The sequence below is a fragment of the Rhodococcus sp. NPDC057529 genome (genome assembly GCF_042802055.1).
Classification (GTDB): Bacteria; Actinomycetota; Actinomycetes; order Mycobacteriales; family Mycobacteriaceae; genus Rhodococcus_F.
This window is the reverse complement of record NZ_JBHVEY010000021.1, coordinates 97,579-120,595: the sequence shown is the minus strand read 5'-3', so window position 1 is coordinate 120,595 and position 23,017 is coordinate 97,579. Positions and strand designations below refer to the sequence as shown.

The 23,017-nt window shown below is 67.5% G+C and carries 22 protein-coding genes and 1 tRNA gene; 13 read left to right on the top strand and 10 right to left on the bottom strand.

From position 1 onward, the window contains the following. The first annotated feature begins 22 nt into the window (after positions 1-22). A complete protein-coding gene (locus tag ACFU5V_RS32825) occupies positions 23-541 on the top strand; it encodes a DUF402 domain-containing protein (protein WP_378436967.1) in 519 nt (172 codons plus the stop codon). A gap of 1 nt (position 542) precedes the next feature. Here the strand turns inward: ACFU5V_RS32825 and coaE are convergent, their stop codons facing one another. Further along, positions 543-1,757: a dephospho-CoA kinase gene (gene coaE, locus ACFU5V_RS32820; RefSeq protein WP_378704115.1), complete on the bottom strand. Its 1,215-nt coding sequence runs from the start codon at positions 1,755-1,757 to the stop codon at positions 543-545. Positions 1,758-1,925: 168 nt separating this feature from the next. Here coaE and ACFU5V_RS32815 point away from each other — a divergent pair, with 168 nt between their 5' ends. Continuing rightward, the gene (locus ACFU5V_RS32815) at positions 1,926-2,144 is read left to right on the top strand and encodes a hypothetical protein (RefSeq protein WP_378704114.1); all 219 of its coding nucleotides are present in this window, start codon (positions 1,926-1,928) and stop codon (positions 2,142-2,144) included. A 161-nt stretch (positions 2,145-2,305) separates the two neighbouring features. On the opposite strand, the gene rpsA is transcribed toward ACFU5V_RS32815, so the two are convergent. Further along, positions 2,306-3,790, bottom strand: coding sequence for a 30S ribosomal protein S1 (rpsA, locus tag ACFU5V_RS32810; protein WP_012687956.1), 1,485 nt, complete (start codon positions 3,788-3,790; stop codon positions 2,306-2,308). A gap of 250 nt (positions 3,791-4,040) precedes the next feature. Between rpsA and ACFU5V_RS32805 the strand changes: the two genes are divergently transcribed. Next, complete coding sequence (locus tag ACFU5V_RS32805; protein WP_378704113.1) at positions 4,041-4,922, top strand: class I SAM-dependent methyltransferase; 882 nt, start codon at positions 4,041-4,043, stop codon at positions 4,920-4,922. Between the two features lie 51 nt (positions 4,923-4,973). Here ACFU5V_RS32805 and ACFU5V_RS32800 read toward each other — a convergent pair whose 3' ends face one another. The 4 genes from ACFU5V_RS32800 to ACFU5V_RS32785 all read right to left on the bottom strand — a co-directional run bounded on the left by ACFU5V_RS32800 (position 4,974) and on the right by ACFU5V_RS32785 (position 8,909). Beyond that, positions 4,974-5,735, bottom strand: coding sequence for an amino acid ABC transporter ATP-binding protein (locus ACFU5V_RS32800; RefSeq protein ID WP_378431303.1), 762 nt, complete (start codon positions 5,733-5,735; stop codon positions 4,974-4,976). Next, on the bottom strand, positions 5,732-6,715 hold the full coding sequence (locus ACFU5V_RS32795) for an amino acid ABC transporter permease (RefSeq protein WP_378431337.1): 984 nt from the start codon (positions 6,713-6,715) through the stop codon (positions 5,732-5,734). Before ACFU5V_RS32795 ends, ACFU5V_RS32800 begins: the two co-directional genes overlap by 4 nt. Before the next feature lie 20 nt (positions 6,716-6,735). Continuing rightward, complete coding sequence (locus tag ACFU5V_RS32790; RefSeq protein WP_378704111.1) at positions 6,736-7,665, bottom strand: ABC transporter substrate-binding protein; 930 nt, start codon at positions 7,663-7,665, stop codon at positions 6,736-6,738. A gap of 146 nt (positions 7,666-7,811) precedes the next feature. Then, a complete protein-coding gene (locus tag ACFU5V_RS32785) occupies positions 7,812-8,909 on the bottom strand; it encodes an isocitrate/isopropylmalate dehydrogenase family protein (RefSeq protein WP_378704109.1) in 1,098 nt (365 codons plus the stop codon). A 19-nt stretch (positions 8,910-8,928) separates the two neighbouring features. Here ACFU5V_RS32785 and ACFU5V_RS32780 point away from each other — a divergent pair, with 19 nt between their 5' ends. From ACFU5V_RS32780 to trxA, 3 genes are all read left to right on the top strand, one after another. Continuing rightward, on the top strand, positions 8,929-9,450 hold the full coding sequence (locus ACFU5V_RS32780) for a 2'-5' RNA ligase family protein (protein WP_095865283.1): 522 nt from the start codon (positions 8,929-8,931) through the stop codon (positions 9,448-9,450). 317 nt (positions 9,451-9,767) lie between these two features. Further along, positions 9,768-10,766 carry a helix-turn-helix domain-containing protein gene (locus ACFU5V_RS32775; protein ID WP_378704108.1) on the top strand — a complete coding sequence of 333 codons (999 nt, stop codon included), beginning with the start codon at positions 9,768-9,770 and terminating at the stop codon, positions 10,764-10,766. 70 nt (positions 10,767-10,836) lie between these two features. Further along, a complete protein-coding gene (gene trxA / locus ACFU5V_RS32770; protein WP_005260388.1) occupies positions 10,837-11,205 on the top strand; it encodes a thioredoxin in 369 nt (122 codons plus the stop codon). 45 nt (positions 11,206-11,250) lie between these two features. Here the strand turns inward: trxA and polA are convergent, their stop codons facing one another. Beyond that, positions 11,251-13,995: a DNA polymerase I gene (gene polA, locus ACFU5V_RS32765; protein WP_378704106.1), complete on the bottom strand. Its 2,745-nt coding sequence runs from the start codon at positions 13,993-13,995 to the stop codon at positions 11,251-11,253. A gap of 225 nt (positions 13,996-14,220) precedes the next feature. Between polA and ACFU5V_RS32760 the strand changes: the two genes are divergently transcribed. The 4 genes from ACFU5V_RS32760 to ACFU5V_RS32745 are packed head-to-tail and all read left to right on the top strand — an operon-like array spanning position 14,221 to position 18,388. Continuing rightward, positions 14,221-15,591 (top strand): branched-chain amino acid ABC transporter permease, encoded by a 1,371-nt coding sequence (locus ACFU5V_RS32760; protein ID WP_378704104.1) that lies wholly within the window; start codon positions 14,221-14,223, stop codon positions 15,589-15,591. Between the two features lie 4 nt (positions 15,592-15,595). After that, on the top strand, positions 15,596-16,585 hold the full coding sequence (locus ACFU5V_RS32755; protein WP_378704103.1) for a branched-chain amino acid ABC transporter permease: 990 nt from the start codon (positions 15,596-15,598) through the stop codon (positions 16,583-16,585). Continuing rightward, positions 16,578-17,597: an ABC transporter ATP-binding protein gene (locus tag ACFU5V_RS32750; protein ID WP_378431309.1), complete on the top strand. Its 1,020-nt coding sequence runs from the start codon at positions 16,578-16,580 to the stop codon at positions 17,595-17,597. Before ACFU5V_RS32755 ends, ACFU5V_RS32750 begins: the two co-directional genes overlap by 8 nt. Continuing rightward, positions 17,594-18,388 carry an ABC transporter ATP-binding protein gene (locus ACFU5V_RS32745; RefSeq protein WP_378431310.1) on the top strand — a complete coding sequence of 265 codons (795 nt, stop codon included), beginning with the start codon at positions 17,594-17,596 and terminating at the stop codon, positions 18,386-18,388. The genes ACFU5V_RS32750 and ACFU5V_RS32745 overlap by 4 nt, the downstream gene beginning before the upstream one ends. 69 nt (positions 18,389-18,457) lie before the next feature. Here ACFU5V_RS32745 and ACFU5V_RS32740 read toward each other — a convergent pair whose 3' ends face one another. Further along, positions 18,458-19,780 carry an ABC transporter substrate-binding protein gene (locus tag ACFU5V_RS32740; RefSeq protein WP_378431311.1) on the bottom strand — a complete coding sequence of 441 codons (1,323 nt, stop codon included), beginning with the start codon at positions 19,778-19,780 and terminating at the stop codon, positions 18,458-18,460. Between the two features lie 304 nt (positions 19,781-20,084). Further along, on the bottom strand, positions 20,085-20,714 hold the full coding sequence (locus tag ACFU5V_RS32735) for an ANTAR domain-containing response regulator (protein ID WP_378704101.1): 630 nt from the start codon (positions 20,712-20,714) through the stop codon (positions 20,085-20,087). Between the two features lie 100 nt (positions 20,715-20,814). Here ACFU5V_RS32735 and ACFU5V_RS32730 point away from each other — a divergent pair. Continuing rightward, positions 20,815-20,888: transfer RNA gene (locus ACFU5V_RS32730), tRNA-Leu, on the top strand. A gap of 83 nt (positions 20,889-20,971) precedes the next feature. Here ACFU5V_RS32730 and ACFU5V_RS32725 read toward each other — a convergent pair. After that, positions 20,972-21,427 carry a carboxymuconolactone decarboxylase family protein gene (locus tag ACFU5V_RS32725; RefSeq protein ID WP_378704099.1) on the bottom strand — a complete coding sequence of 152 codons (456 nt, stop codon included), beginning with the start codon at positions 21,425-21,427 and terminating at the stop codon, positions 20,972-20,974. Between the two features lie 98 nt (positions 21,428-21,525). Between ACFU5V_RS32725 and ACFU5V_RS32720 the strand changes: the two genes are divergently transcribed. Together ACFU5V_RS32720 and ACFU5V_RS32715 are read left to right on the top strand one after the other, a co-directional pair. Further along, positions 21,526-22,401 carry a sigma-70 family RNA polymerase sigma factor gene (locus tag ACFU5V_RS32720; RefSeq protein ID WP_378704098.1) on the top strand — a complete coding sequence of 292 codons (876 nt, stop codon included), beginning with the start codon at positions 21,526-21,528 and terminating at the stop codon, positions 22,399-22,401. Between the two features lie 104 nt (positions 22,402-22,505). After that, positions 22,506-23,009, top strand: coding sequence for an SRPBCC family protein (locus tag ACFU5V_RS32715; protein ID WP_378431315.1), 504 nt, complete (start codon positions 22,506-22,508; stop codon positions 23,007-23,009). Positions 23,010-23,017 lie beyond the last annotated feature (8 nt).

The window sequence follows — 23,017 nt, the reverse complement described above, 5'->3', positions numbered from 1 at the left end:
AAATCGCGGTAGGTTCCCTGCCATGGCAGGCGCGACTCACGACATCCACCCACCGAAGGTCGAGTACTTCGACCTCCGCGATCACACCAACACCGACCCCAAGGGTTTCGTCCGTCACGTCGACCACTACCGCGTCGAGCCGTGGGGGCTGTACATGGCACGCACCGCCGACCACCGGCAGTTCCACTACCTGGAGTCGTGGCTGCTCCCCGACCTGGGGCTGCGCGCGTCGATCTTCCATTACCACCCCTACCACCAGCGCGATCAGGACCACTACGTCGACATCGGCACGTTCACCCGCGGCGAGAACGTGTGGAAGTCGGAGGACCACTACCTGGATCTGGTCATCCGCACCGGCCGCGACACCGAACTCCTCGACGTCGACGAACTGATGGAGGCGCACCGCGCCGGCCTGCTCGACGCCGCAACGGCCGAGCAGGCGATCCTCGCCGCCACCACGGCGATCGACGGAATCGCCGCACACGGCCACGACCTCGGCGGCTGGCTGGCCTCGATCGGCATGCCGATCGACTGGCGGTGACCTACGCGCTCCAGCCGGTTCGCTCGGCCCACTCCCATGCCCGGTGATACGCGCGGTCGAACCACGGGCTCTTCGCGTCGACGTAGGCGGTGATCGCGTCCTGATAGTCGGTGTGACCGGCCGCCTTCTCCGCCGCGGCCTCCTTGACCGCGAGATACTCGGCGCGGGCGTCGGTGTCCGCGCGGAGCCAGTCCCGGAACACGAGCGCGAACTGCTGCCCGGGCCACCCGTCGACCCGGAGATGGATGTTCACGGGCCGCCCCGGGTCGGCGCCGCCGTGGATTCGCTTGCCCCACAGAGCCGGATCGGTCTCGCCGCCCTGATACGAGGGCTTCGGGTCGTCGGCGGTGATGTGCTCGATGCGGGGGAACCCGGCGCCTGCGAGTGATTCCGCGAGTTCGTCCGCGACCTCGAGGTTCGCGACCGTCACCTGGACGTCGAGGACGTCCTTGGCAGGCAACCCCTCCACGGCCGTCGACCCGATGTGGTCGATCCGGACGGCGCGGTCGCCGCACACCAGCCGCAACCGGGCGATCAACCGGTCGGCCTGGGCAGGCCACTGCGGATTCGGCGACGCGAGTTCGGGCAGGACGCGGACGACGGTCCGCGTGCGGATGTTGGACTCGAAGGGCACGAGACGCTCGGCCCACAGTGCCCGGACCTCCGGTTCGAGCGCACCCGGGGCGCCGCTGTTGTCGAGCCGGACGTCGGCCGCCGCCCGCCGTTGATCGTCGTCCGCCTGGGCTGCGATCCGCGCCCGCGCGTCGGTCTCGGACATCCCCCGCGATCCGACGAGTCGCTGCACCCGGTCCTCGGCGTCGACGAACACGACGACGACCAGGTGGAACGCGGCACCCATCCCGCCCTCGACCAGCAGCGGAATGTCCTGGACGAGCACGGCGTCCTCCGGCGCCGACTCGATCGTCTCGGTGGTGCGCGCCCCGACCAGCGGGTGGACGATGGAATTCAGCGCCAGCCGCGATTCTTCGTCGGCGAAGGCGCGCGCCGCCAGGGCCGGCCGGTCGAGCGCGCCGTCCGCCGTCAGGATTTCCTCGCCGAACCGGTCGACGAGGGCAGCGAGGCCGGGAGTTCCGGGTTCGACGACCTCCCGCGCGATCACATCGGCGTCGACGATCACTGCCCCGAGTTCGGCGAGGACCTTCGACACGGTGGACTTACCGGCTCCTATGCCTCCAGTGAGGCCGATTCTCAACACGCCCCCCAGTGTGGCACCCGCCCGCAACGACGACACACGTCCCTCGCCGATCTCCATCCTCTTCCCGCTCAGCAGACTCACCTGCCCCAAATACCACAGAAGTCCGACACGTTCGGTTATGTTCGAGCGAACGCACCGACCTGCACCTTCTCCAAGAAGAGGAACGCCATGCGCGATCACCGCAACCAGTTCGGTCGGCACCGCCTCGGCATTGCAGGCGGGGTGCATTGCATCGAGATCCCCGAGGTGGCCTCCGCGCTCGCCGAGCATCGCCGGACCTGGCTCACGACACTCATCAGCCACGGCAGACACAGCTTCGCGACGATGCGCAAGCGCGCCGAGGTACAGTCCTCGTCCGGTTACTGGATTCCCGCAACCGCGAACTGAGCGCCCGAGCACCACCCACGCACTGTGGCCCGACCTCCGAAGAGGTTGGGCCACAGTCATATTCAACGCAGTCACAGTGAGGGGTCCCGCAACGGCGAAACCCCGCCCCTGCAGCGCAGGGACGGGGTGTTCGGCTGTGCCTGACGAGTCAGGCGGACGTACTAGGCGTTGCCCGACAGCTTCTCGCGCAGAGCGGCGAGCTGTGCGTCGCTGGCCAGCGATCCACCGGCAGACTCGGACGACGAGGAGCTGGAGGACGAAGCGGCGTCGGCGTCGCCGGCACCCGACTCGGACGAGTAGCCGGCAGCAGCGGTGGCAGCCTCGGCGGCCTCGTCTGCAGCGGTCTTCTCCATCTGAGCGGTGTGCATCTTGTGACGACGCTCAGCCTCGGCGTAGCGGTTCTCCCACTCTTCACGCTGCTTGTCGAAGCCCTCGAGCCATTCGTTGGTCTCGGGATCGAAGCCCTCGGGGAAGATGTAGTTGCCCTGCTCGTCGTAGCTGTCCGCCATGCCGTACTTGGACGGATCGAACTCGGCGTTGTAGTCCTCGTTGGCCTGCTTCAGCGACAGCGAGATGCGACGACGCTCCAGGTCGATGTCGATGACCTTGACGAGTGCATCGTCGTTGACGCCGACAACCTGATCCGGAACCTCCACGTGGCGCTCGGCCAGCTCGGAGATGTGGACGAGGCCTTCGATTCCCTCTTCGACGCGCACGAAGGCACCGAACGGAACCAGCTTCGTGACCTTGCCGGGCACGATCTGGCCGATGGCGTGCGTGCGGGCGAACTGACGCCACGGGTCTTCCTGGGTGGCCTTGAGCGACAGGGAGACGCGCTCGCGGTCCAGGTCGACGTCGAGAACCTCGACGGTGACCTCGGTGCCGACCTCGACAACCTCGGACGGGTGGTCGATGTGCTTCCAGGACAGCTCGGACACGTGCACCAGGCCGTCGACGCCGCCCAGGTCCACGAAGGCACCGAAGTTGACGATGGAGGACACGACGCCCTTGCGGACCTGACCCTTCTGCAGCTGGTGCAGGAACTCGCTGCGAACCTCGGACTGCGTCTGCTCGAGCCATGCGCGGCGCGAGAGGACGACGTTGTTGCGGTTCTTGTCGAGCTCGATGATCTTGGCCTCGATCTCCTTGCCGACGTACGGCTGCAGATCGCGGACACGGCGCATCTCGACGAGCGAAGCGGGAAGGAAGCCACGCAGGCCGATGTCGAGGATCAGGCCGCCCTTGACGACCTCGATGACGGTGCCCTTGACGGCCTCGTCCTTCTCCTTGAGCTCCTCGATGGTGCCCCAGGCACGCTCGTACTGAGCGCGCTTCTTCGACAGGATCAGTCGGCCTTCCTTGTCCTCCTTGGTGAGGACGAGAGCTTCGACCTCATCGCCCACGGAGACGACCTCGTTGGGGTCGACGTCGTGCTTGATGGAGAGCTCACGGGAAGGGATGACGCCTTCGGTCTTGTAACCGATGTCGAGCAGGACCTCGTCACGATCGACCTTGACGATGGTGCCTTCGACGATGTCGCCATCGTTGAAGTACTTGATCGTTGCGTCGATGGCGGCGAGGAAGTCCTCGGCGGAGCCGATGTCGTTGACGGCTACCTGCGGCGAGGTCACGGTGGTGGAGGGCATGTGTTGAGTTGCTCCGGACGGGTTGTGGTCGGTTGATGGTGTTCTGTCGGACAAGCAACCTGACCCGACGAAACATTCCCGCCGAATCAGATCACCGCAAGCGCAAGGAACGACACCCGACTGGAACCGAACAAACTCGAACTGAACCGAATCCGATGCCGCACACATAGACACTCGCGTGCAATAGGCTACGCGCCCGTGGGCAAGCTGGGCAAACCCGGGCACGTTCCCACGCTCTACTCTGGTGCCCATGCCCGAGCCTCGCCCGTCCGATTCTCCTCTCTCCGCCGAAGACGACCGCCACGGCACCGCCAACAGCGTCCTCGGAACGTCGGGGGTGAGCCGCGTCCGCGTCGACTCCGAGTCCAGCGAACGCGCGAGTCGCGCCTGGTGGGACGCCGATGCGGACGACTACCACCGCACCCACGGCGAGTTCCTCGGCGTGGACTCGTCCGAGGGTGAGTTCGTCTGGTGCCCGGAGGGGCTCCACGAAGGCGACTACCACCTCCTCGGCGACGTCGCGGGCAAGGACGTCCTCGAGGTGGGCTGCGGTTCCGCACCCTGCGCGCGGTGGCTGGCCGGACAGGGCGCCCGGGCCGTGGGGCTCGATCTGTCCATGTCGATGCTGGCCCGCGGGGTCGAGGCCATGCGGGCGGGCGGCCCGACGGTGCCGCTCGTTCACGCGGGAGCCGAGCACCTCCCCTTCGCCGACGCGAGCTTCGACGTCGCATGTTCGGCTTTTGGGGCAGTTCCGTTCGTGGCGGACTCACAGCAGGTGATGCGTGAGGTGGCCCGCGTCCTTCGACCCGGCGGGTTGTGGGTGTTCGCCGTCAACCACCCGATCCGCTGGATCTTTCCGGACGATCCGGGTCCGCGCGGGCTCACCGCCTCGCTCCCCTACTTCGACCGCACGCCGTACGTGGAGGTCGACGGCGACGGCGTCCCCACGTACGTCGAGCACCACCGGACCATCGGCGACCGGGTCCGCGAGATCGTCGCGGCGGGGCTGGAGGTGCGCGACATCATCGAGCCGGAGTGGCCCGAGTGGCTCGACCGGGAATGGGGGCAGTGGAGCCCGCTGCGGGGACAGATCTTCCCCGGCACCGCCATCTTCAGTTGCCGCAAGCCGTGAGTACTTGTTAACCGCCGGCGGTTAACAAGTACTCACGGGACCGGAGGCCGGCTAGAGCAGTTTCGACAAGAACAACTTCGTGCGGTCGTGCTGCGGATTGGCGAGCAGCTCACGGGGATTCCCCGATTCGACGACGACACCGGCATCCATGAACACCAGCTGGTCTGCCACCTCGCGGGCGAAACCCATCTCGTGGGTGACGACGACCATGGTCATGCCGCCCGCCGCGAGATCCTTCATCACGGTGAGCACCTCCCCGACCAACTCCGGATCGAGGGCGGACGTCGGCTCGTCGAAGAGCATCAGCTTGGGGTCCATCGCCAGCGCCCGGGCGATGGCGACCCGCTGCTGCTGACCGCCCGACAACTGCGCGGGGTACGCGTCCGCCTTCTCACTCAGGCCCACCTGGTCGAGGAGATCCCGTGCCCGTTCGAGCGCCTTCTTCCTGCTCAGCTTCTTCACCTGGATGGGCGCCTCGATGATGTTCTCCAGCGCAGTCCGGTGCGGGAATAGATTGAAGTGCTGGAAGACCATCCCGATGTCCCGGCGCTGCTTCGCTGCCGCCCTCGGGTGGAGTTCGTAGAGCTTGCCGCCCCGCTCCGAGTACCCGACGATCTCGCCGTCGACGTACAGCCTGCCGGCGTTGACCTGCTCGAGGTGATTGATGCACCGCAGGAACGTCGACTTCCCCGAGCCGGACGGCCCGACCAGGCACAGCACCTGGCCGGGGTCGATCTCCAGCGACACACCCTTGAGCACCTTCAGCGCCCCGAAGTTCTTGCAGACCCGGTCCGCCTTGACCATCGGCGTCATTTTCGCTCCCCTCCGGGTGTGTCGGGCAGGGTCTCGGGACCGGGTTCGATCACCAGCGGCTTGCCCTGCGCGTCGGCGAGCGCCTGCAGTTGCCGCGGGGTGAGTTTGCGGGACGCACCCTTCGAGTAGTACCGCTCCAGGTAGAACTGGCCGATCATGAGCAGGCTCGTGATGGCGAGGTACCAGGTGGCGGCCACCATCAGCAGCGGGATGGGCTGGAAGTTCGCGCCCGAGATGTCCCTGGCACGTCCGTACAACTCCAGGCTGTACGGCACCGCCGTGACCAGCGAGGTCGTCTTCAGCATGCTGATCAACTCGTTGCCGGTGGGCGGAATGATCACCCGCATGGCCTGCGGCAGCACCGTGCGGCGCATGGTCTGCGACCACGTCATGCCGAGTGCCACCGACGCCTCGGTCTGCCCCTCGGCGACCGAGTTCACGCCGGCGCGGACGATCTCGGCCATGTACGCGGCCTCGTTCAGTCCCAGCCCGATCACCGCGAACAGGAACGCCGCGTTGATTCCCTGCAGGTCGATGTGCACGAACTGGTGAACGAACGGGATCCCCAGATCCAACTGCTTGTAGATGGACGGGAACAGCCCCCAGAACACCAACTGCACGTAGACCGGGGTGCCGCGGAAGATCCACAGGTACCCCCACGACGCCGCCTTCAGAACCGGGTTCGGCGACAGCCGCATGACGGCGAGGACGACACCCAGGATGATGGCGATGGCCATCGACAGGATCGTCAGCTGGATGGTGTTCCACGCCGCCGCCGAGATCCGCGCATCGAACAGGTAGCGGGCGTAGATGTCCCAGCGGTACGCCTCGTTGGTACGCGCACCGTTGACGAACAGCACCAGCAGCAGACCGACGACGATCGCGGCGATCCACCGGCCGGGCCGCCGCAGCGGGATCGCCTTGATCGGTTCCGGTTCCTGGCCCGTCTCGGTGCCGGACCGGTCCGGAGCCTTCTCCACGTCAGACACTCGTCAACCGCTCAGCTCGTGGCGCCGTTGATCTGAGACGTGGTGATGACGCCCGCCTCGACACCCCAGTTCTCCGCGATCGTCCGGTAGGTGCCGTCGTCGATGAGGTGCTGCAGCGCCTGCTGCAGGGTCTGCGCGAGGGGCGAGCCCTTCGCGACGGGCCAGCCGTACGGCGCGGCGTCGAAGACCTCGCCCGCAGCCTCGATCTTGCCATCGCTCTGCTTGATCGCGTACGCGGTGACGGGCGAGTCGGCGGACATCGCGTCGACCTTGCCGAGAGCGACGGCGTTGGCCGCGTCGTCCTGGCTGTCGAACTTCACGATCTCGATCGGCGGCTTACCGGCGGCGACGCACGCGGCGCTCTTGGCGGGCACCTCCTCGAGATCCTCGATGGTGGTGGTCTGCACGCCCACCCGAAGGCCGCACGCGTTGTTGGGGTCGACGGACTTCCCGGCGGGCTGCGCCCACTGCACTCCGGCGCTGAAGTAGGTGGTGAAGTCGACCGACTGCTCGCGTTCCTTGGTGTCCGTGAACGACGACATTCCCATGTCGTAGCTGCCGGCCTGGATCGACGGGATGATCTTGTCGAAGTCCGCCTCGGTGTACTCCGGTGTCACGCCGAGGACTTTGCTCACGGCGTCCACGAGGTCGACGTCGAAGCCGACGATCTTCCCGCTCGGATCCTTGAACTCGTTGGGCGAGTAGGGAATGTTGACGCCGACGATGATCTTGCCGGACGAGGCGATCTTCTCCGGCAGGGTCGCCGCGATGGCATCCACCTTGTCGACTTCCACGGCGACGGTGTCTTCTCCGGACGGCGAGCCGCCGCCCTCGGTGTTGCTGGCGCAGCCGGCGAGCAGCAGGGCACTGCCACCCGCCAGCGCACAGATGGTGCGGGCCACTCGGCCTCGCGCGAAGACGGATCGACCAGACACTGGCATGTCCTCCAAGAATCGTGGTGCACCGAGCGAGCTACGGCGACGGAGAACTCTCGAACTCCGAATAGTCGAACGGTAGGTCACGACACCCGCAACTGCGGACGTCGTTACCGAACATTAACGGCCTGACCCGGCCCGTGGCGGCGGTTTCAGCGACGCAGTGTCCGGGCGAGGACGGTCTCGGTGAACTCGCTGGTCGACGCGAGTCCACCCAGGTCAGCCGTGGCGACTCCGGAGGCGATCGTCGCACGGACCGCCTCCCGGATACGGTGGGCCGCACCGCCCAGATGCCGGTCGGCGCGGCGGTCCCCGAGCCACTCGAGCATCATCGCGGCCGACAGCATCAGGGCTGTCGGATTGGCCCGGTTGCGGCCCGCGATGTCGGGGGCGGCTCCGTGCGCCGCCTGCGCCATCACCTTGGTCTCGGAACTGTTGATCGACGGCGCCGTGCCGAGCGAGCCCGACAGCTCGCCCGTCAGGTCCGACAGGATGTCGCCGAACATGTTCTCCGTCACCACGACGTCGAAGTCGCGCCCCCTGCGGACGAGGTGCGCGGTCATGGCGTCGACGTGCTCGTCGTCGATCCGCACGTCCGGGTAGTGGCTCTCCCCCACCTCCCGGCAGACGTCGCGGAACAGTCCAGTGGTCATCGTCAGCACGTTGGCCTTGTGCACGATCGTGACGTGGCGACTCCGCGTACGCGCCAGTGCGAATGCGATGTGCGCGATGCGCTCACACGCCCGCCTCGTCACGACGCCGACGGCCAGGGCCACGTCGGGAGTCGGCATGAACTCGCCGCTGCCGGCGAACATGTTGCGGTCCGCGTACAAGCCTTCGGTGTTCTCCCGCACGATCACGAGGTCCATGTCCGGCACCGTCGAGGCGACGCCCTCAAGCGAGCGCGCGGGGCGGATGTTGGCGAACAGATCGAAACGCTTGCGCACCACCCCGCCGGGGGTCAGTCTGCCGCGGAACGGCTCCGGGTAGGCGGCGCTGTCGTGCGGACCGAGGATCCAGGCATCGAGTTCGTCGAGCGCGGACAGCGTGGAGTCGGGGATCGGCGTTCCGTGCGACTCGATGGCGCCGAGGCCGAGCGGCAGTTCCACCCAGTCGACGTCGCCGCCTCCCGCCGCGGTGACCGCGGACGAGACCACCCGCCGGGTTGCCGGAACGATCTCGTGACCGATGCCGTCGCCGGGGAGCACCCCGATCCGGGTACCGGAAATGTTTGCCGTAGCACCGCTCATGAGGCCATCATTGCCTACCATGGTCCAGTCGGTGGAACTGCTGTTCGACGAAGCGACCGACGTCGCGGTGCGCGCCGAGTGGCAACGCCTGTGGGATGCGGGGATGCCCAGCCGCACCCGGGTTCGCGCCGAATCGAATCGGCCCCACATCACCCTGTTCGTGGCACGCCACATCCCGCCCGAGATCGACGAACTACTGGGCCGCCGGATCGCGACGCCCTCGTTCCACATCCGGCTGGGCGGGCTCGTGATGTTCGGCGGCAGGCACGTCACACTGTCCCGGTTGGTGGTGCCGTCGAAGGCCCTGCTGTCCCTGCACCGCAGCGTGTTCGATCTCGCGGAACACGCCACGGAGGTGACGCCGCACATCCGCCCCGGCGAATGGACGCCGCACGTGACCCTCGCGCGGCGACTGCCTGCGGATCAGATTCCGGAGGCCGCGCGGTTGCTCGACGGCGGCGACATCGTCGGCCGGGCGTCGGTGGTGCGCCGGTGGGACGGGGACGCCAAGCGCGAGTGGGTGGTCACGGCACCCCCGTGATCACGGCGTGTGCGCGGTGAGTGTGGCGGCGGCCTTGCGCGAAGACCGTTGGGTGACAAAGAGGGAACCCGCGGCCCAGGCGAGCGCCGTGCCCGCGTACCGGACCGCCGGGTTTCCTCTCAAAACCGGAAGTCTCCGTGCTGGATGGCTTCGTTGTGGGTGTCGGGCGTGCGGCCGGCGAGCGCCAGCGCGTCGAGCGCCAGGAACACGAGGAGTACCACGACCAGGATTGTCATGCATTCAGCCTGGTTGCCCCGGCCTCCGAACAAAAGTGGCAGAAACGACATAGTTGATCGTTTTTCTGCCATTATGGATGTGTGCTGAACAAGGTCGTCGTGCCCCTCATGCCGCTCACCGAGGCGTTCGAACTCGGCGTCGCCTGCGAGGTGTTCGGTTTCGACCGATCCGACGACGGCCTGCCCACCTACGACTTCTCCCTCGTCGCCGGCTCGCCGGAACCCATCCGCACCCGTTTCGGATACGGCATCGACGTCCCGTACGACCTCGACCGGCTCGACGATGCCGACCTCATCGTCGTCCCCGCAGGCGGCACCTACGCCGAGGAGGACGGCTCCTACCTGTGCGCGAAGGAGCCCGCCCCGCACATGGATCCCCTCCTCGGCAAACTCCGGGCCGCGGTGGACCGCGGCGCCAAGGTCGCCAGCCTGTGCAGCGGCGCGTTCGTGCTCGGAGCCGCCGGACTGCTGGACGGACGCAAGTGCACCACCCACTGGCGGCACGCCCGGCGGCTCGCCGAACTCCACCCGGCGGCCACCGTCGACCCGAATGTTCTCTACGTCGACGACGATCCGGTCCTCACCAGCGCCGGCACCGCCGCCGGCATCGATCTGTGCCTGCACATCGTGCGCAAAGAACAAGGCAGCAAGGTGGCCAACGTGATCGCCCGGCGCATGGTCGTCCCGCCGCACCGCGACGGCGGCCAGGCCCAGTACGTGGCGATGCCGCTGCCGTCGACGACGATCGACACCCTCGGGCCGCTACTCGACTGGATGACCGAACACCTCGCCCTCGACCTCACGGTGACCGCGGTGGCCGCCAAGGCCAACATGTCGCCCCGGACGTTCGCGCGACGATTCCAGACCGAGACCGGGACCACCCCGGCCCGCTGGCTCGGCGACCAGCGGGTGCTGGCCGCGCAGCACCTGCTCGAGAACTCGGACCTCTCGGTCGACGTGATCGCCGAACGCGTCGGCTTCGGCGGTGGCGCGGTGCTGCGGCAGCATTTCCTGCGGCTGCGCCACACCACCCCGCAGGCGTACCGCCGCACGTTCCGCGACACGGAGCGCACCGGCTGAGAAACCCGCAGGGAAGAATCGACGGCGACGCGGCGTTGCACAGGCAGACCCACCGATCGAAAGGACCCTCGTGGCCACCAAGACTCTGACTCAGCAGAACTTCGACGAGACCGTGACCGGCAACGACGTCGTTCTGGTCGACTTCTGGGCATCGTGGTGCGGACCGTGCCGCTCGTTCGCCCCCACCTTCGAGGCCTCGTCGGAGCAACACCCCGACGTCGTGCACGCCAAGGTCGACACCGAGGCGGAGCAGGGCATCGCCGCGGCCGCGAACATCCGCTCGATCCCGACCATCATGGCGTTCCGCGAGGGTGTGCTGGTGTTCAGTCAGCCGGGTGCGCTGCCGCCCGCGGCGCTCGAGGATCTTCTCACGCAGGTCAAGGCCCTCGACATGGACGAGGTGCGCAAGCAGATCGCCGAGCAGGCCCCCGCCGAATAAGGCGGAGGACCGCCGCGGCCGAACCGAGCGGACGACCGCCGCCGCCTAGTGCGCGGCGGCGTCCCAGCTGCGACCGGTGCCGACGGACACGTCGAGCGGCACCGACAGTTCGATGGCCGAGGCCATCTTGTCGCGGACCAGCTGTTCCACCCGGTCCCGTTCCGTTTCGACGACCTCGAGCACCAGTTCGTCGTGCACCTGCAGCAGCATGCGCGACTTCAGGCCCGCCTCACGCAGTGAGCGCTGCACGTCGATCATCGCGACCTTGATGATGTCGGCGGCCGTGCCCTGGATGGGGGCGTTGAGCGCGGCCCGCTCGGCGACCTCCCGCCGCTGCCGGTTGTCGCTGGTGAGGTCGGGCAGGTAGCGGCGGCGCCCGTACAGCGTCGACGTGTAGCCGTCCTTGCGGGCCTGTTCGACGACCTCGTGCAGGTAGTCACGCACCCCACCGAACCGGGCGAAGTACGCCTCCATCTGCGATTTGGCCTCTTCGGTCGAGATCTTGAGCTGCGCCGCCAGACCGAACGCGCTGAGCCCGTACGCCAGCCCGTACGACATCGCCTTCACGCGGCGGCGCAGTTCGGGGGTGACCTCCTCGATCGGCACGCCGAACGCGCGCGCGCCGACGAAACTGTGCAGGTCCTCGCCGGTGTTGAACGCCTCGATCAGCCCCTCGTCGCCGGACACGTGCGCCATGATCCGCATCTCGATCTGGCTGTAGTCGGCGGTCAGCAGCGAGTCGAAGCCCTCCCCGACGACGAACCCGTCGCGGATCTGTCGGCCCGCGTCCGTGCGCACCGGGATGTTCTGCAGGTTGGGCTCGGTGGACGACAGCCGGCCGGTGGCGGCGACCGTCTGGTTGAACGTCGTGTGGATCCGCCCGTCCTCGGCGACCGTCTTCAGCAGACCGTCGACGGTCACCTTCAGCCGTGTCGCATCGCGGTGCGCGAGAAGGTGCTCGAGGAACGGGTGCGACGTCTTCTCGAACAGGTTCTGCAGCGCCTCGGCGTCCGTCGTGTAGCCGGTCTTTGTCTTCTTCGTCTTGGGCATCTCCAGCTCGTCGAACAGCACGACCTGCAGCTGCTTGGGTGACCCGAGGTTGATCTGCTTGCCGATGACCCCGTAGGCCGCCTCCGCCGCCTCGGACACCTCGGCCGCGAACCGGCTCTGCAGGTCGTGCAGATGGTCGCCGTCGACGGCGATACCGGACGCCTCGATGTCGGCCAGCACCGCCAGCAGAGGCAGCTCCATCTCGGACAGCAGGGCCGTCGACTCGATGTTCTCGAGTTCCGTGTCGAGCGCCGCCGCGAGGTCGAGGACGGCGCGGGCACTGAGGATCTCGGCCTCGGCGGCTTCGGCGTCGACCTGATCCGCGTCGTCGAGCAGCGACAGCTGCTCCTGCCCGGTCTCCTCCACTCGCAGTTCCCTGCGCAGGTAGCGCAGCGACAGGTCGTCGAGGTTGAACGTCCGCTGGCCCGGGCGCACCAGGTACGCCGCCAGCGCGGTGTCGCTGGTGAGACCGCCGAGCACCCAGCCGCGTCCGCGCAGCGCGTGCATCGCCCACTTGGCCTCGTGCAGGGCCTTCGGCTGGGTCGCGTCCGCGAGCCAGTCGCCGAGCGCCTTCTCGTCCTCCGGGGTGGCGGACGCGGTGGCGATGTACGCGCCCTCGCCGTCGGCGGACGCGATCGCGATCGCCGTCACGTCACCGCCGTACGGGGTGCGGGTGCCGACCACCGACACACCGGACCGCTCGCCCGCCGACGCGTGCGCCGACAGCCAGTCCCCGACTGCGCCGGGGTCGAGCGCGCTGCCGCGCACCTCGAAGCCTTCCTCCGCCTCGGCTTCGACCGGGGCGAGCGTGGCGAACAGCCGGTCGCGCAGCACCTTGAACTCGAGGTCGTCGAACAGCGCGTGGATCTTCTCCCGATCCCACTGCGCGAGCATCAGCTGGTCCGGGGTGTACGGCAACGGGACGTCCCGCACCATCTCGGTGAGCTCCCGGTTGAGCAGGACGTTCGGCAGGTTCTCCCGCAACGCGTCACCGACCTTCCCGCGAACCTTGTCGACGTTGTCGACCAGGCCGACGAGGTCGCCGTATTCCTTGATCCACTTGGTGGCGGTCTTCTCCCCCACCCCGGGGATGCCCGGCAGGTTGTCGCTCGGGTCGCCGCGCAGGGCCGCGAAGTCGGGGTACTGCGCAGGTGTGAGCCCGTACTTCTCCTCGACCGCCGCGGGCGTGAACCGGGTGAGGTCCGAGACGCCCTTCTTCGGGTAGAGCACCGTCACCCCGTCGGTGACCAGCTGGAGCGAGTCCCGGTCACCGGTCACCACGAGAACGCGGTACCCGAGCACCTCCGCCTGGGTGGTGAGCGTGGCGATGATGTCGTCGGCCTCGAAGCCCTCCTCGGCCATCACCGGGATGCCCAGGGCACCGAGGACGTCCTTGGTGATCTCGACCTGCCCCTTGAACTCGTCCGGAGCCTTGCTGCGATTGGCCTTGTACTCGGGGAACTTCTCGGCCCGGAACGTCTGCCGGGACACGTCGAACGCCGCCGCCACATGGGTGGGCTGTTCGTCGCGCAACAGGTTGATCAACATCGACGTGAACCCGTAGACCGCGTTGGTGACCTGACCGCTGTGCGTCTTGAAGTTCTCGGCGGGCAGGGCGTAGAACGCGCGGAAGGCCAGCGAATGGCCGTCGAGCAGCATCAGGGTGGGGCGATCGTCGGACGGCGCGGCTGCGCCGGACGCGGGGGACGTGGTGGACCGGGGGGTGGTTGCAGGGCTCACGGTTGCCCAGTCTAGGGAGCGGATCCGACACCGATCAGCCGGATGGTTCGATACCCAACCGAAACGTGCCGGAAATCCGAGAACCCCATTTCGCGCGACCGGAGCCGTTAGAGTCCGGAAATTGCGGCACGGGCGGTAGCCCTGCCCGTCGCCGCACGTTCCTGACCGACTACACGTCCCCGGAGGACCTGCGTGGCCCCAACCGTGAGGAAGCGACTCCCAGCAGTGAGGACGCGACCGACATCCGCGAGGAAACACACGAGACGAGGTCCGGTCACCCGGCGACTCGGCCGTGCGTTCGTCCTCGTCCTGCTCGGCCTCGTCGCGGCGATCGCCTTCGGCGGTCCCGCGGCGGCGCAGGAACCCACGCCACCACCCCCGCCGACCGCGACCAGTGCGCAACCGGCGCCACCGGCCGACGCGGTGCGGGTCAGCGGCAACCTCAACAACGCCGGAGAACGGCTCGCGGACGTCGAGGTGCGCGCCCTCGACGCCTCGGGCACCGAGGTGGCCAAGGCGACGTCGGAGTCGAACGGCCACTGGGAACTCCAGGTCGCGCCCGGCACGTACACGTTCGAGATCGTCGCGGACTCCCTGCCCGACGACGTCAGCGTGCAGGGCACGGTGGAGCGTGAAGTGGTGGCCGGCCGCGCCAACACGGTGATCTTCTCGTTCGGTGAGGCCCGGACCGGTTCCGGGGTCCCGTTCTACGAGAAGCTGATTCGGCAGACCATCGACGGGCTGCGGTTCGGTCTCGTCATCGCCATCGCCGGCGTCGGGCTCAGCCTGATCTACGGCACCACCGGCCTGACGAACTTCGCGCACGGCGAACTCGTCACCCTCGGCGCGGTCGCGGCGTGGGTGATCAACGTGACGCTCGGTGTGCAGCTGATCCCGGCCACCGTCCTCGCGGTGTTCGTGGGGATCCTGATCGGCCTGCTGAACAATGCCGCGATCTGGAAACCGCTTCGAAAACGCAAGACCGGTCTGATAGCCCAGCTGGTGGTGTCGATCGGGCTCGCGATCTCCCTGCGCTACCTGATCCTGATCTTCTTCTCCGATCGCGCGGAGCCGTTCGTCGACTACCAGGCCCAGGTGGAGCGGCACTGGGGGCCGATCGCGATCACCGACGCCAACCTCGTGTGCATCGGCATCAGCCTCGTCGTCCTCGTCGGAGTGGCCCTGCTGCTGCAGAAGACGCGCATCGGCAAGGCCATGCGCGCGGTGTCCGACAACCGCGACCTGGCGGCGTCCTCCGGCATCGACGTGGAACGGGTGATCCGCTTCGTGTGGGGGCTCGGCGGCGGCCTGGCCGCGCTCGGCGGCGTCCTGTTCGGCATCTCCGAACTCGGCGGCCGCGTGCAGTGGGAGATGGGTTTCAAACTCCTGCTGCTGATGTTCGCCGGCATCACGCTCGGCGGGCTCGGCACCGCCTACGGCGCGCTGCTCGGCTGCGTGATCGTCGGCCTGCTCGTCCAGCTGTCGACGCTGGTGATCAACCCCGACCTCAAGTACATCGGAGGACTGCTCATCTTGATCGTCATCCTGGTCGTCCGGCCTCAGGGCATTCTCGGCAGCCGGCAAAGGATCGGGTGAGGGCATGGACATCACAGGAGCACTCCAGGTCTCGCTCGCCCAGCTGATCGGCCCGTCGGCGATCTTCTACGCGCTGCTGGCGATCGGCCTCAACCTGCACTTCGGCTACGCCGGGCTGCTGAACTTCGGTCAGATCGGTTTCGCACTCCTCGGCGGCTACGGCGTCGGGATCATGACCGTCACCTACCAGCAGCCACTGTGGGTCGGCATCCTCGTCGGTCTCGCCGCCGCCGGACTGCTCGCCGTCGTCCTCGGTATCCCGACGCTCCGATTGCGCGCGGACTACCTCGCCATCGTCACGATCGCCGCGTCCGAGATCCTGCGGCTGATATTCCGCTCCACCGCTTCGGATTCGATCACCGGCTCCACCAACGGCCTGTTCGGCTTCGCCGATCCGTTCACCACACTCAGCCCGTTCGACTCCGGCAAGCAGTACAACTTCCTCGGCGTGAAGTTCTACGGCGACGACCTGTGGTCGATGGTCGTCGGCTGGACTCTCGTCCTGGTGCTGTGCGGGTTCGTGTACCTCCTCACGCACAGCCCGTGGGGCCGCGTCCTCAAGGCCGTCCGCGAGGACGAGGACGCCGCGCGCGCCCTCGGCAAGAACGTTTTCGTCTACAAGATGCAGGCCCTCGTCCTCGGCGGCATGATCGGCGGGCTCGGCGGTGTGTTCAACGCACTGCAGACCAAGTCGATCAACCCCGACTTCTACTCCACCGCCCAGACGTTCTTCGCGTTTGGCGCCCTCATCCTCGGCGGCGCGGCCACCGTCTTCGGACCGGTGGTCGGCGCGATGCTGTTCTGGTTCCTGCTGGCCATCCCGGACGCCTTGCTGCGCCAGGCCATCTCCGGTCCGGATCCGCTGCTGCCGCTGACGGAACAGCAGGTCGGGGCCATGCGGTTCGTCCTGCTCGGCATCATGATCGCGGTACTCATGATCTTCCGGCCGCAGGGCATACTGGGCAACAAGCGGGAGGTGCAGCTCAATGCCTGACCACAGACTGCCGGATCATCTGCAGACCGACACCGTGCTCACCACCGAGCAACGGGCGTCGATCTTCACCGACGTCCCGCACTCCCCCGGCGCCTCCAAACCCGACCCGATCCTCCTCGTCGACAACGTGTCCCGGACGTTCGGCGGTCTCAAGGCCGTCGACGTGGCGCATCTGGAGATCCAGCGCGGCTGCATCACCGGACTGATCGGCCCGAACGGAGCCGGGAAGACCACCCTGTTCAACCTGCTCACCGGTTTCGACAGGCCGGACAGCGGCACGTGGTCCATGGACGGCCAATCGCTCGGCCGGATGTATCCGCACCAGGTGGCCCGTCGCGGCGTCGTCCGCACGTTCCAGCTGACGAAGGCGCTGTCGAAGCTGACGGTGCTCGACAACGTGCGGCTCGGCGCCACCGGGCAACGCGGCGAGAGGATCGTCAACACTCTGCTGCCGTGGACGTGGAAGGCGCAGGAACGCGCGGTCACCGAACGGGCGAACGAACTGCTCGCGCGGTTCAAGCTCGACACCAAATCCGACGATCTCGCCGGTTCGCTGTCCGGCGGTCAGCGCAAACTGCTCGAGATGGCGCGGGCGCTGATGACCGAGCCGACCGTGGTGATGCTGGACGAGCCGATGGCCGGCGTCAACCCGGCGCTCACCCAGAGCCTGCTCGGCCACATCAAATCGCTTCGGGACGAGGGCATGACCGTCGTGTTCGTCGAACACGACATGGACGTCATCCGCGACATCAGCGACTGGGTGGTGGTGATGGCGCAGGGCAGTGTGATCGCCGAGTCCACCCCGGAACACCTCTCGTCCAACACCGCGGTCGTCGACGCGTACCTCGGGAGCCACCACGATCAGGCACTCGAATTCGACGACGAGGGGAATCCGGTGGGCGCGACCGCCGTCCTCGCCGAGGCACTCGAGAGCGCCGAGGCCGAAACCCTCGAGACCGGCGGCGACCTCTCCGAACCCGACATCACCGAGCTGAGGCGTGAGACCCCATGACCGAACCGACCCCAGCAGAATTCGCGGCCACACCCGAGGAGCACGCCCGGCTCGCCGAGGGTGCCCTCGTCCGCGCGGACGGCGTGGTGGCCGGCTACATCCCCGGCGTCAACATCCTCCGCGAATGCAACTTCTTCCTGCGCGAGGGTGAGATCGTCGGCATCATCGGCCCCAACGGCGCCGGGAAGTCCACGCTTCTGAAGTCACTGTTCGGGTTGATCCCCGTGCGTGAGGGCTCGGTGACCCTGCGCGGTGAGGACATCACGTCCCAACCCGCCCACGTCCTGGTGCAGAAGGGCGTCGGCTACGTCCCGCAGACGCAGAACGTCTTTCCCTCGCTCACCATCGAGGAAAACCTCGAGATGGGGATGTATCTGCGCCCCAAGCTCTTCGCGGAGAGGTTCGCGTTCGTCGGCGACCTGTTCCCGCTGCTCGTCGAGCGGAAGAAGGTGAAGGCGGGCGCCCTGTCCGGCGGTGAGCGGCAGATGGTCGCCATGGGTCGGGCGCTGATGATGGATCCGTCCGTGCTGCTGCTCGACGAGCCGTCCGCCGGGCTCTCCCCGATGTTCCAGGACGAGGTGTTCATCCGCTGCAAGCGGATCAACGCGGCGGGTGTCTCGGTGATCATGGTGGAGCAGAACGCCCGGCGGTGCCTGCAGATCTGCGACCGCGGCTACGTCCTCGACCAGGGCCGCAACGCCTACACCGACTCGGGGCCCAACCTGATGCACGACCCGAAGGTGATCGAGTTGTACCTCGGCACCCTCGCGGGCAGCCAGGAGAAGAAGTAGTCACAGCGCCTCCGGACACGACTGTGGGCCAGGTCTCCCTGGCCCACAGTGCGTTTCAGGCGAGTGCGATCATCCGCCGACGACGATGTACCCGTCCGTCGTCAGCTTGTTGTCGGCACCGAACTTCAGCTTGCCGTACGAACCGATGGACGGCTCACCGGCGGCGGCGAAGTCGAGTTTGCCGGTGATGCCGTTGTAGTCGATGTCCGTTCCGGCCTGCACGAGCGGCAGGCATTCCTGATACGACGTGCACGGCGTGCCGCCCTCGGTGACATTGTTGATGTTCGCGGCGATGTCGCGACCCGCCGTCGACTTCGCGGCTTCCGCGGCGAGCGAGGCAACGACCACGGCGTCGTAGGACTCGCCGGCGTAGTTGAAGTCGATCAGCCCCGGGTTGATGCCCTTGAGACGATCCTGGAAGGCCGGGCCGACATCGGTGAGCGGAGTGGTGCCCTGCATGCCGTCGAGCAGCGGCGCCGCCACCGACTCGCCGAGCGCGTTACCCATGTTGCCGTCCACGCCGTAGACCTTCATGCCGTCGGACGGGCCGATGCCGACCTCGTGCATCCGGGTGATGATCTTGGCCGACTCCTCGAATCCCACCACCGCGACGGCGTCGGGCGCGAAATCCTTGACCTGGTCGACCTCGGAGTTGAACGACTGCGCGTTGGGGTCGTAGATGATCTTCTGGATCTGGTCCTCGGGGATGCCCGCGTCGACGAGGTTCTTCTGGATGTTGTCGGCGAGCCCGGTGCCGTACGGGTCGTTGAGGGCCAGGATGGACACGCGCTGACCGCCGTCGTCCGAGATGAGTTGCGACACAGCCTGAGCCTGCAGGACGTCGGTGGGGGCGGTGCGGAAGTACTGCCCCTTGTCCGGGTAGCAGACGAACTGGTCGGACGTGTTGGCCGGGGAGAACATCACGACGCCGGCGCTGGACACCTTGTCGATGACCTTCAGCGACACCGACGACGACGCCGCACCGATGATCACCTGGGTGCCCGCGGCCAGTTCCCGGTCCACGGTGGTGTTCGCCGTGTCGGTGGTGGTGTCGCCCGAATCGCCGGGAATCAGCTGGACGGGCTGGCCGAGAACCCCGCCCGCCGCGTTGACGTCGTTGACGCCGAGCTGGGTGCCCGCCACCATCGGCGGTCCGAGGAAGGAGAGGCTTCCCGTGTCGGGGAGCAGGGTGCCGATCTTCAGCGGCGCCGTGGACGGGGCACCCGCTGCCGCCGCTTCTTCGGGGGTGCAGTCGGTGGAAACCGTGGTGGCCGAGGCAGAGCTGTCACTCCCGCTCGCGGAGTCGTCGCCACTGTCCGAACTACAACCTGCCAGTGCGAGAGATGCCGCGCCGAGAACCGCGGCCGCCCGCACGAGGGTCCGTTTAGCCATCCAAACTCTCCTTAGATCACCTGTGTGCGGGCGCCACCCGAGTCGGCGTCCGCTATGGGATCAGACGCTAGCGGTCCGGCGGCTTTCGCGATCGGTCCGGAAAGGCTCGTGACCTTACTGTGATCTGAATACGACGAGTGTTTACGCAGCCGTAGCGTGGCGAGCGTCAAGCGCCCACAACCTCTACGGACGGACACCGACGGCACCCAGCCGATCGGACGCGGCCCGAGCCGCCGGCGACCGACCCGCCACCAACGGATGCCGGCCCGGGCGAAAACGCGTCGGCTGCCGCCGATCTCGCCGGTCAGCTGGTGGGGGCTTCCCCGCCGAGGGTCTCGAGCACCACCTGCGCGACCGCCTTCATCGTCGACCGGCGGTCCATCGCGGCCCGCTGGATCCACTTGAACGCCTCGGGCTCGGTCAAGGACTGCTTGTCCATCAGCACACCCTTGGCCCGCTCGACGATCTTGCGGGTCTCCAGCCGCTCGGACAGATCGGAGATCTCCCGCTCGAGCGCGGTCACCTCCTTGAACCGGCTGGCAGCCAACTCGACCGCGGGCACCAGGTCGGCCGTGGAGAACGGCTTGACGAGATAGGCCATCGCCCCGGCGTCGCGCGCCCGCTCCACCAGCTCGCGCTGACTGAACGCTGTGAGAATGACCACGGGCGCAATACGTTTCGCCGCGATCTCCGAGGCCGCGTCGATGCCGTCGCGGCGGGGCATCTTCACGTCCATGATCACGAGGTCGGGTTTCAGCTCCACCGCCAGATCGACGGCGGCCTGCCCGTCGCCCGCCTCACCGACCACGTCGTAGCCCTCTTCCCGCAGCATCTCGACCAGATCGAGCCTGATCAGCGCCTCGTCCTCGGCCACCACGACACGTCGCGGCTGCGACGGCACACCGTGCTGCTGGGGAGCGTTCATGGCCACCATTCTCCTCTGCTCGGACGACCCCGGCGCGGGGAGCGAACGTTAGAAGGGTACCGGTGGTTGACTCCCGACGGCGATCTTCTACAGTGGTACAGCGCAACACGCCCTCGTATCCCAATTGGCAGAGGAAACGGATTCAAAACCCGTCCAGTGTGAGTTCGAGTCTCACCGAGGGCACCGCCGGGATCATCCCGCGAATCGCAGGTCAGATGCATTCTCCGACCTGCGATTCGTATGTCAACCCTGTTGCGGCGCCCCTGTCACCACTGCCCGCCGGCGATCTGCCGGGTGGCGGCGTTGATGCGGTTCCACAGGTTCACGCCGGCGATCGACAGCACCAGCGATGCGAGTTGTTCCTCGTCGTAGTGCCGGGCGGCCTCGTCCCACACCTCGTCGGGCACCGGGTCCGGTCGATCGCTCAATCGGGTCATCGACTCGGCCAGCGCGAGGGCCGCACGTTCGGCGTCGCTGAAGTACGGGGCCTCCCGCCACGCCGCCACCGCGAAGATCCGCTGGTTCGTCTCCCCTTCCTTCTCCAGCTCACGCGCGTGCATGTCCACGCACACACTGCAGCCGTTGATCTGACTCGACCGCAGATGGACGAGGGCGTGGGTCACGGGCGGCACGTTCGCCTTCGCCGTGGCCTTCCCCAGTGCCAGCAGAGACTTCAGGGCGTCGGGAACGATCATCGCGGGGTTGGCCATCCGGGCTTTCATGATTGCCTGCCTCCAAAGGTATTCGGGTGGTGAGATGTCACACCGGCTTGTTTTCGTTGGTCACTGACATGACGAACCGCGACGGGAGAATGTGACAGATGGACGCAGAAGAAGTTCTGGCGCACCGCTTCGAGGAGAACCGGACGCATCTGTCGGCGGTCGCCTACCGGATGCTCGGCTCGATCAGCGAGTCGGAGGACGCCGTACAGGAGGGCTGGCTGCGATTCAGTCGCGCCGAGACGTCCGAGGTGCAGAACCTGCGCGGTTGGCTGACGACGGTCGTGGGGCGGGTCTGCCTCGACATGCTCCGATCCCGCACGGCTCGGCGCGAGGATTCCCTCGAGGTCCATGTTCCGGATCCGATCGTGCGCGACGTGGACGGGACCGATCCCGAGCACGAGGCGGTGCTGGGCGACTCCGTCGGCCTGGCACTGCTGGTGGTTCTCGACACGTTGACGCCCGCCGAGCGGCTCGCCTTCGTGCTGCACGACATGTTCGCCCTGTCTTTCGACGAGATCGCCCCGATCGCCGACCGCACGCCCGCCGCGACCCGGCAACTCGCGAGCCGGGCGCGCCGGCGAGTCCAGGGATCGGGGCCCGCCCCGGAGACCGACCCGACCCGGCAGCGCGAGGTGGTCGCGGCGTTCATGACCGCCTCGCGGGGCGGCAGGTTCGACGACCTCCTCGCGCTGCTCGACCCGGACATCGTCCTGCGGGCCGATCGCGGCATCGACGGGTCCGACGTGCTGCGCGGAGCCCGCGCAGTCGGCGAGCAGGCCCTCACGTTCTCGCGTTTCGCTCCGTTCGCCCGGCTCGCCCTGGTGAACGGCTCGCCCGGGGTCGTGACCGCACCCGGAGGGAGGACGTTCTCGGTGATGGCGTTCACCGTCGCGGGCGGGAAGATCGTCCGGATCGACATCCTGGCCGACCCGGTCCGCCTGCAGCGTCTGGGCATCTCCCCCGGCGATGCCTGACGACCCGCAGGTAGCGGCGGTTTTTTGTGCCCGATCCTCGGGATCTGCGCTGTCCTGCCAGTACCATGGTGGAACAGGTACGCCCTCGAGCACGGAGGTCACCCATGGAGCTCGGCACCGTCACTTTCACCTACGACGGGCGGGTAGCCCTTCGATTCCAGCAAGCGCTCTCGCACTCGCCGGAGAAGGTGTGGCGTGTTCTCACCGACCCGCAGTACCTGAAGGCCTGGTTTCCCGCCGACGTCGACTTCGACCTCACCCCGGGCGCCGAACTCGTCTTCCGGGTGACACCGGAACAGGTGCGCCGATTCGGACTGCCCGCAGATCAGACCACTACCGGTACGGTCATCTCGGTGCATCCCGCGCACATCCTCGAATACCTGTGGGACGCCGAGACGCTGCACTGGGAACTCGTCCCGGACGGCAGCGGCGGCTGCTGGCTGACGCTCACCCACACCGTGGAGGAAGAAGAATCCGCGTACGCGCACGCCGCCGGCTGGCACGCGGGGCTCGAGGTCGTCGAAGCGCAACTGGACGGCCGCGAAGTCGACTGGTCGCTGTGGGACCGGGCCGACGAACTGGCCGAGTCCTACCGCAAGACGTCCTGACCACTCGA

What these genes read in the sequence shown, in the direction of transcription:
- ACFU5V_RS32735 (WP_378704101.1), bottom strand. Translation starts at nt 20,714, where the DNA reads ATGGTGGCCATGAACGCTCCCCAGCAGCACGGTGTGCCGTCGCAGCCG.
- ACFU5V_RS32755 (WP_378704103.1), top strand. Translation starts at nt 15,596, where the DNA reads ATGGACATCACAGGAGCACTCCAGGTCTCGCTCGCCCAGCTGATCGGC.
- ACFU5V_RS32785 (WP_378704109.1), bottom strand. Translation starts at nt 8,909, where the DNA reads ATGAGCGGTGCTACGGCAAACATTTCCGGTACCCGGATCGGGGTGCTC.
- ACFU5V_RS32805 (WP_378704113.1), top strand. Translation starts at nt 4,041, where the DNA reads ATGCCCGAGCCTCGCCCGTCCGATTCTCCTCTCTCCGCCGAAGACGAC.
- rpsA (WP_012687956.1), bottom strand. Translation starts at nt 3,790, where the DNA reads ATGCCCTCCACCACCGTGACCTCGCCGCAGGTAGCCGTCAACGACATC.
- ACFU5V_RS32800 (WP_378431303.1), bottom strand. Translation starts at nt 5,735, where the DNA reads ATGACGCCGATGGTCAAGGCGGACCGGGTCTGCAAGAACTTCGGGGCG.
- ACFU5V_RS32750 (WP_378431309.1), top strand. Translation starts at nt 16,578, where the DNA reads ATGCCTGACCACAGACTGCCGGATCATCTGCAGACCGACACCGTGCTC.
- ACFU5V_RS32725 (WP_378704099.1), bottom strand. Translation starts at nt 21,427, where the DNA reads ATGAAAGCCCGGATGGCCAACCCCGCGATGATCGTTCCCGACGCCCTG.
- ACFU5V_RS32715 (WP_378431315.1), top strand. Translation starts at nt 22,506, where the DNA reads ATGGAGCTCGGCACCGTCACTTTCACCTACGACGGGCGGGTAGCCCTT.
- ACFU5V_RS32815 (WP_378704114.1), top strand. Translation starts at nt 1,926, where the DNA reads ATGCGCGATCACCGCAACCAGTTCGGTCGGCACCGCCTCGGCATTGCA.
- ACFU5V_RS32825 (WP_378436967.1), top strand. Translation starts at nt 23, where the DNA reads ATGGCAGGCGCGACTCACGACATCCACCCACCGAAGGTCGAGTACTTC.
- ACFU5V_RS32780 (WP_095865283.1), top strand. Translation starts at nt 8,929, where the DNA reads ATGGTCCAGTCGGTGGAACTGCTGTTCGACGAAGCGACCGACGTCGCG.
- ACFU5V_RS32745 (WP_378431310.1), top strand. Translation starts at nt 17,594, where the DNA reads ATGACCGAACCGACCCCAGCAGAATTCGCGGCCACACCCGAGGAGCAC.
- ACFU5V_RS32740 (WP_378431311.1), bottom strand. Translation starts at nt 19,780, where the DNA reads ATGGCTAAACGGACCCTCGTGCGGGCGGCCGCGGTTCTCGGCGCGGCA.
- ACFU5V_RS32790 (WP_378704111.1), bottom strand. Translation starts at nt 7,665, where the DNA reads ATGCCAGTGTCTGGTCGATCCGTCTTCGCGCGAGGCCGAGTGGCCCGC.
- ACFU5V_RS32720 (WP_378704098.1), top strand. Translation starts at nt 21,526, where the DNA reads ATGGACGCAGAAGAAGTTCTGGCGCACCGCTTCGAGGAGAACCGGACG.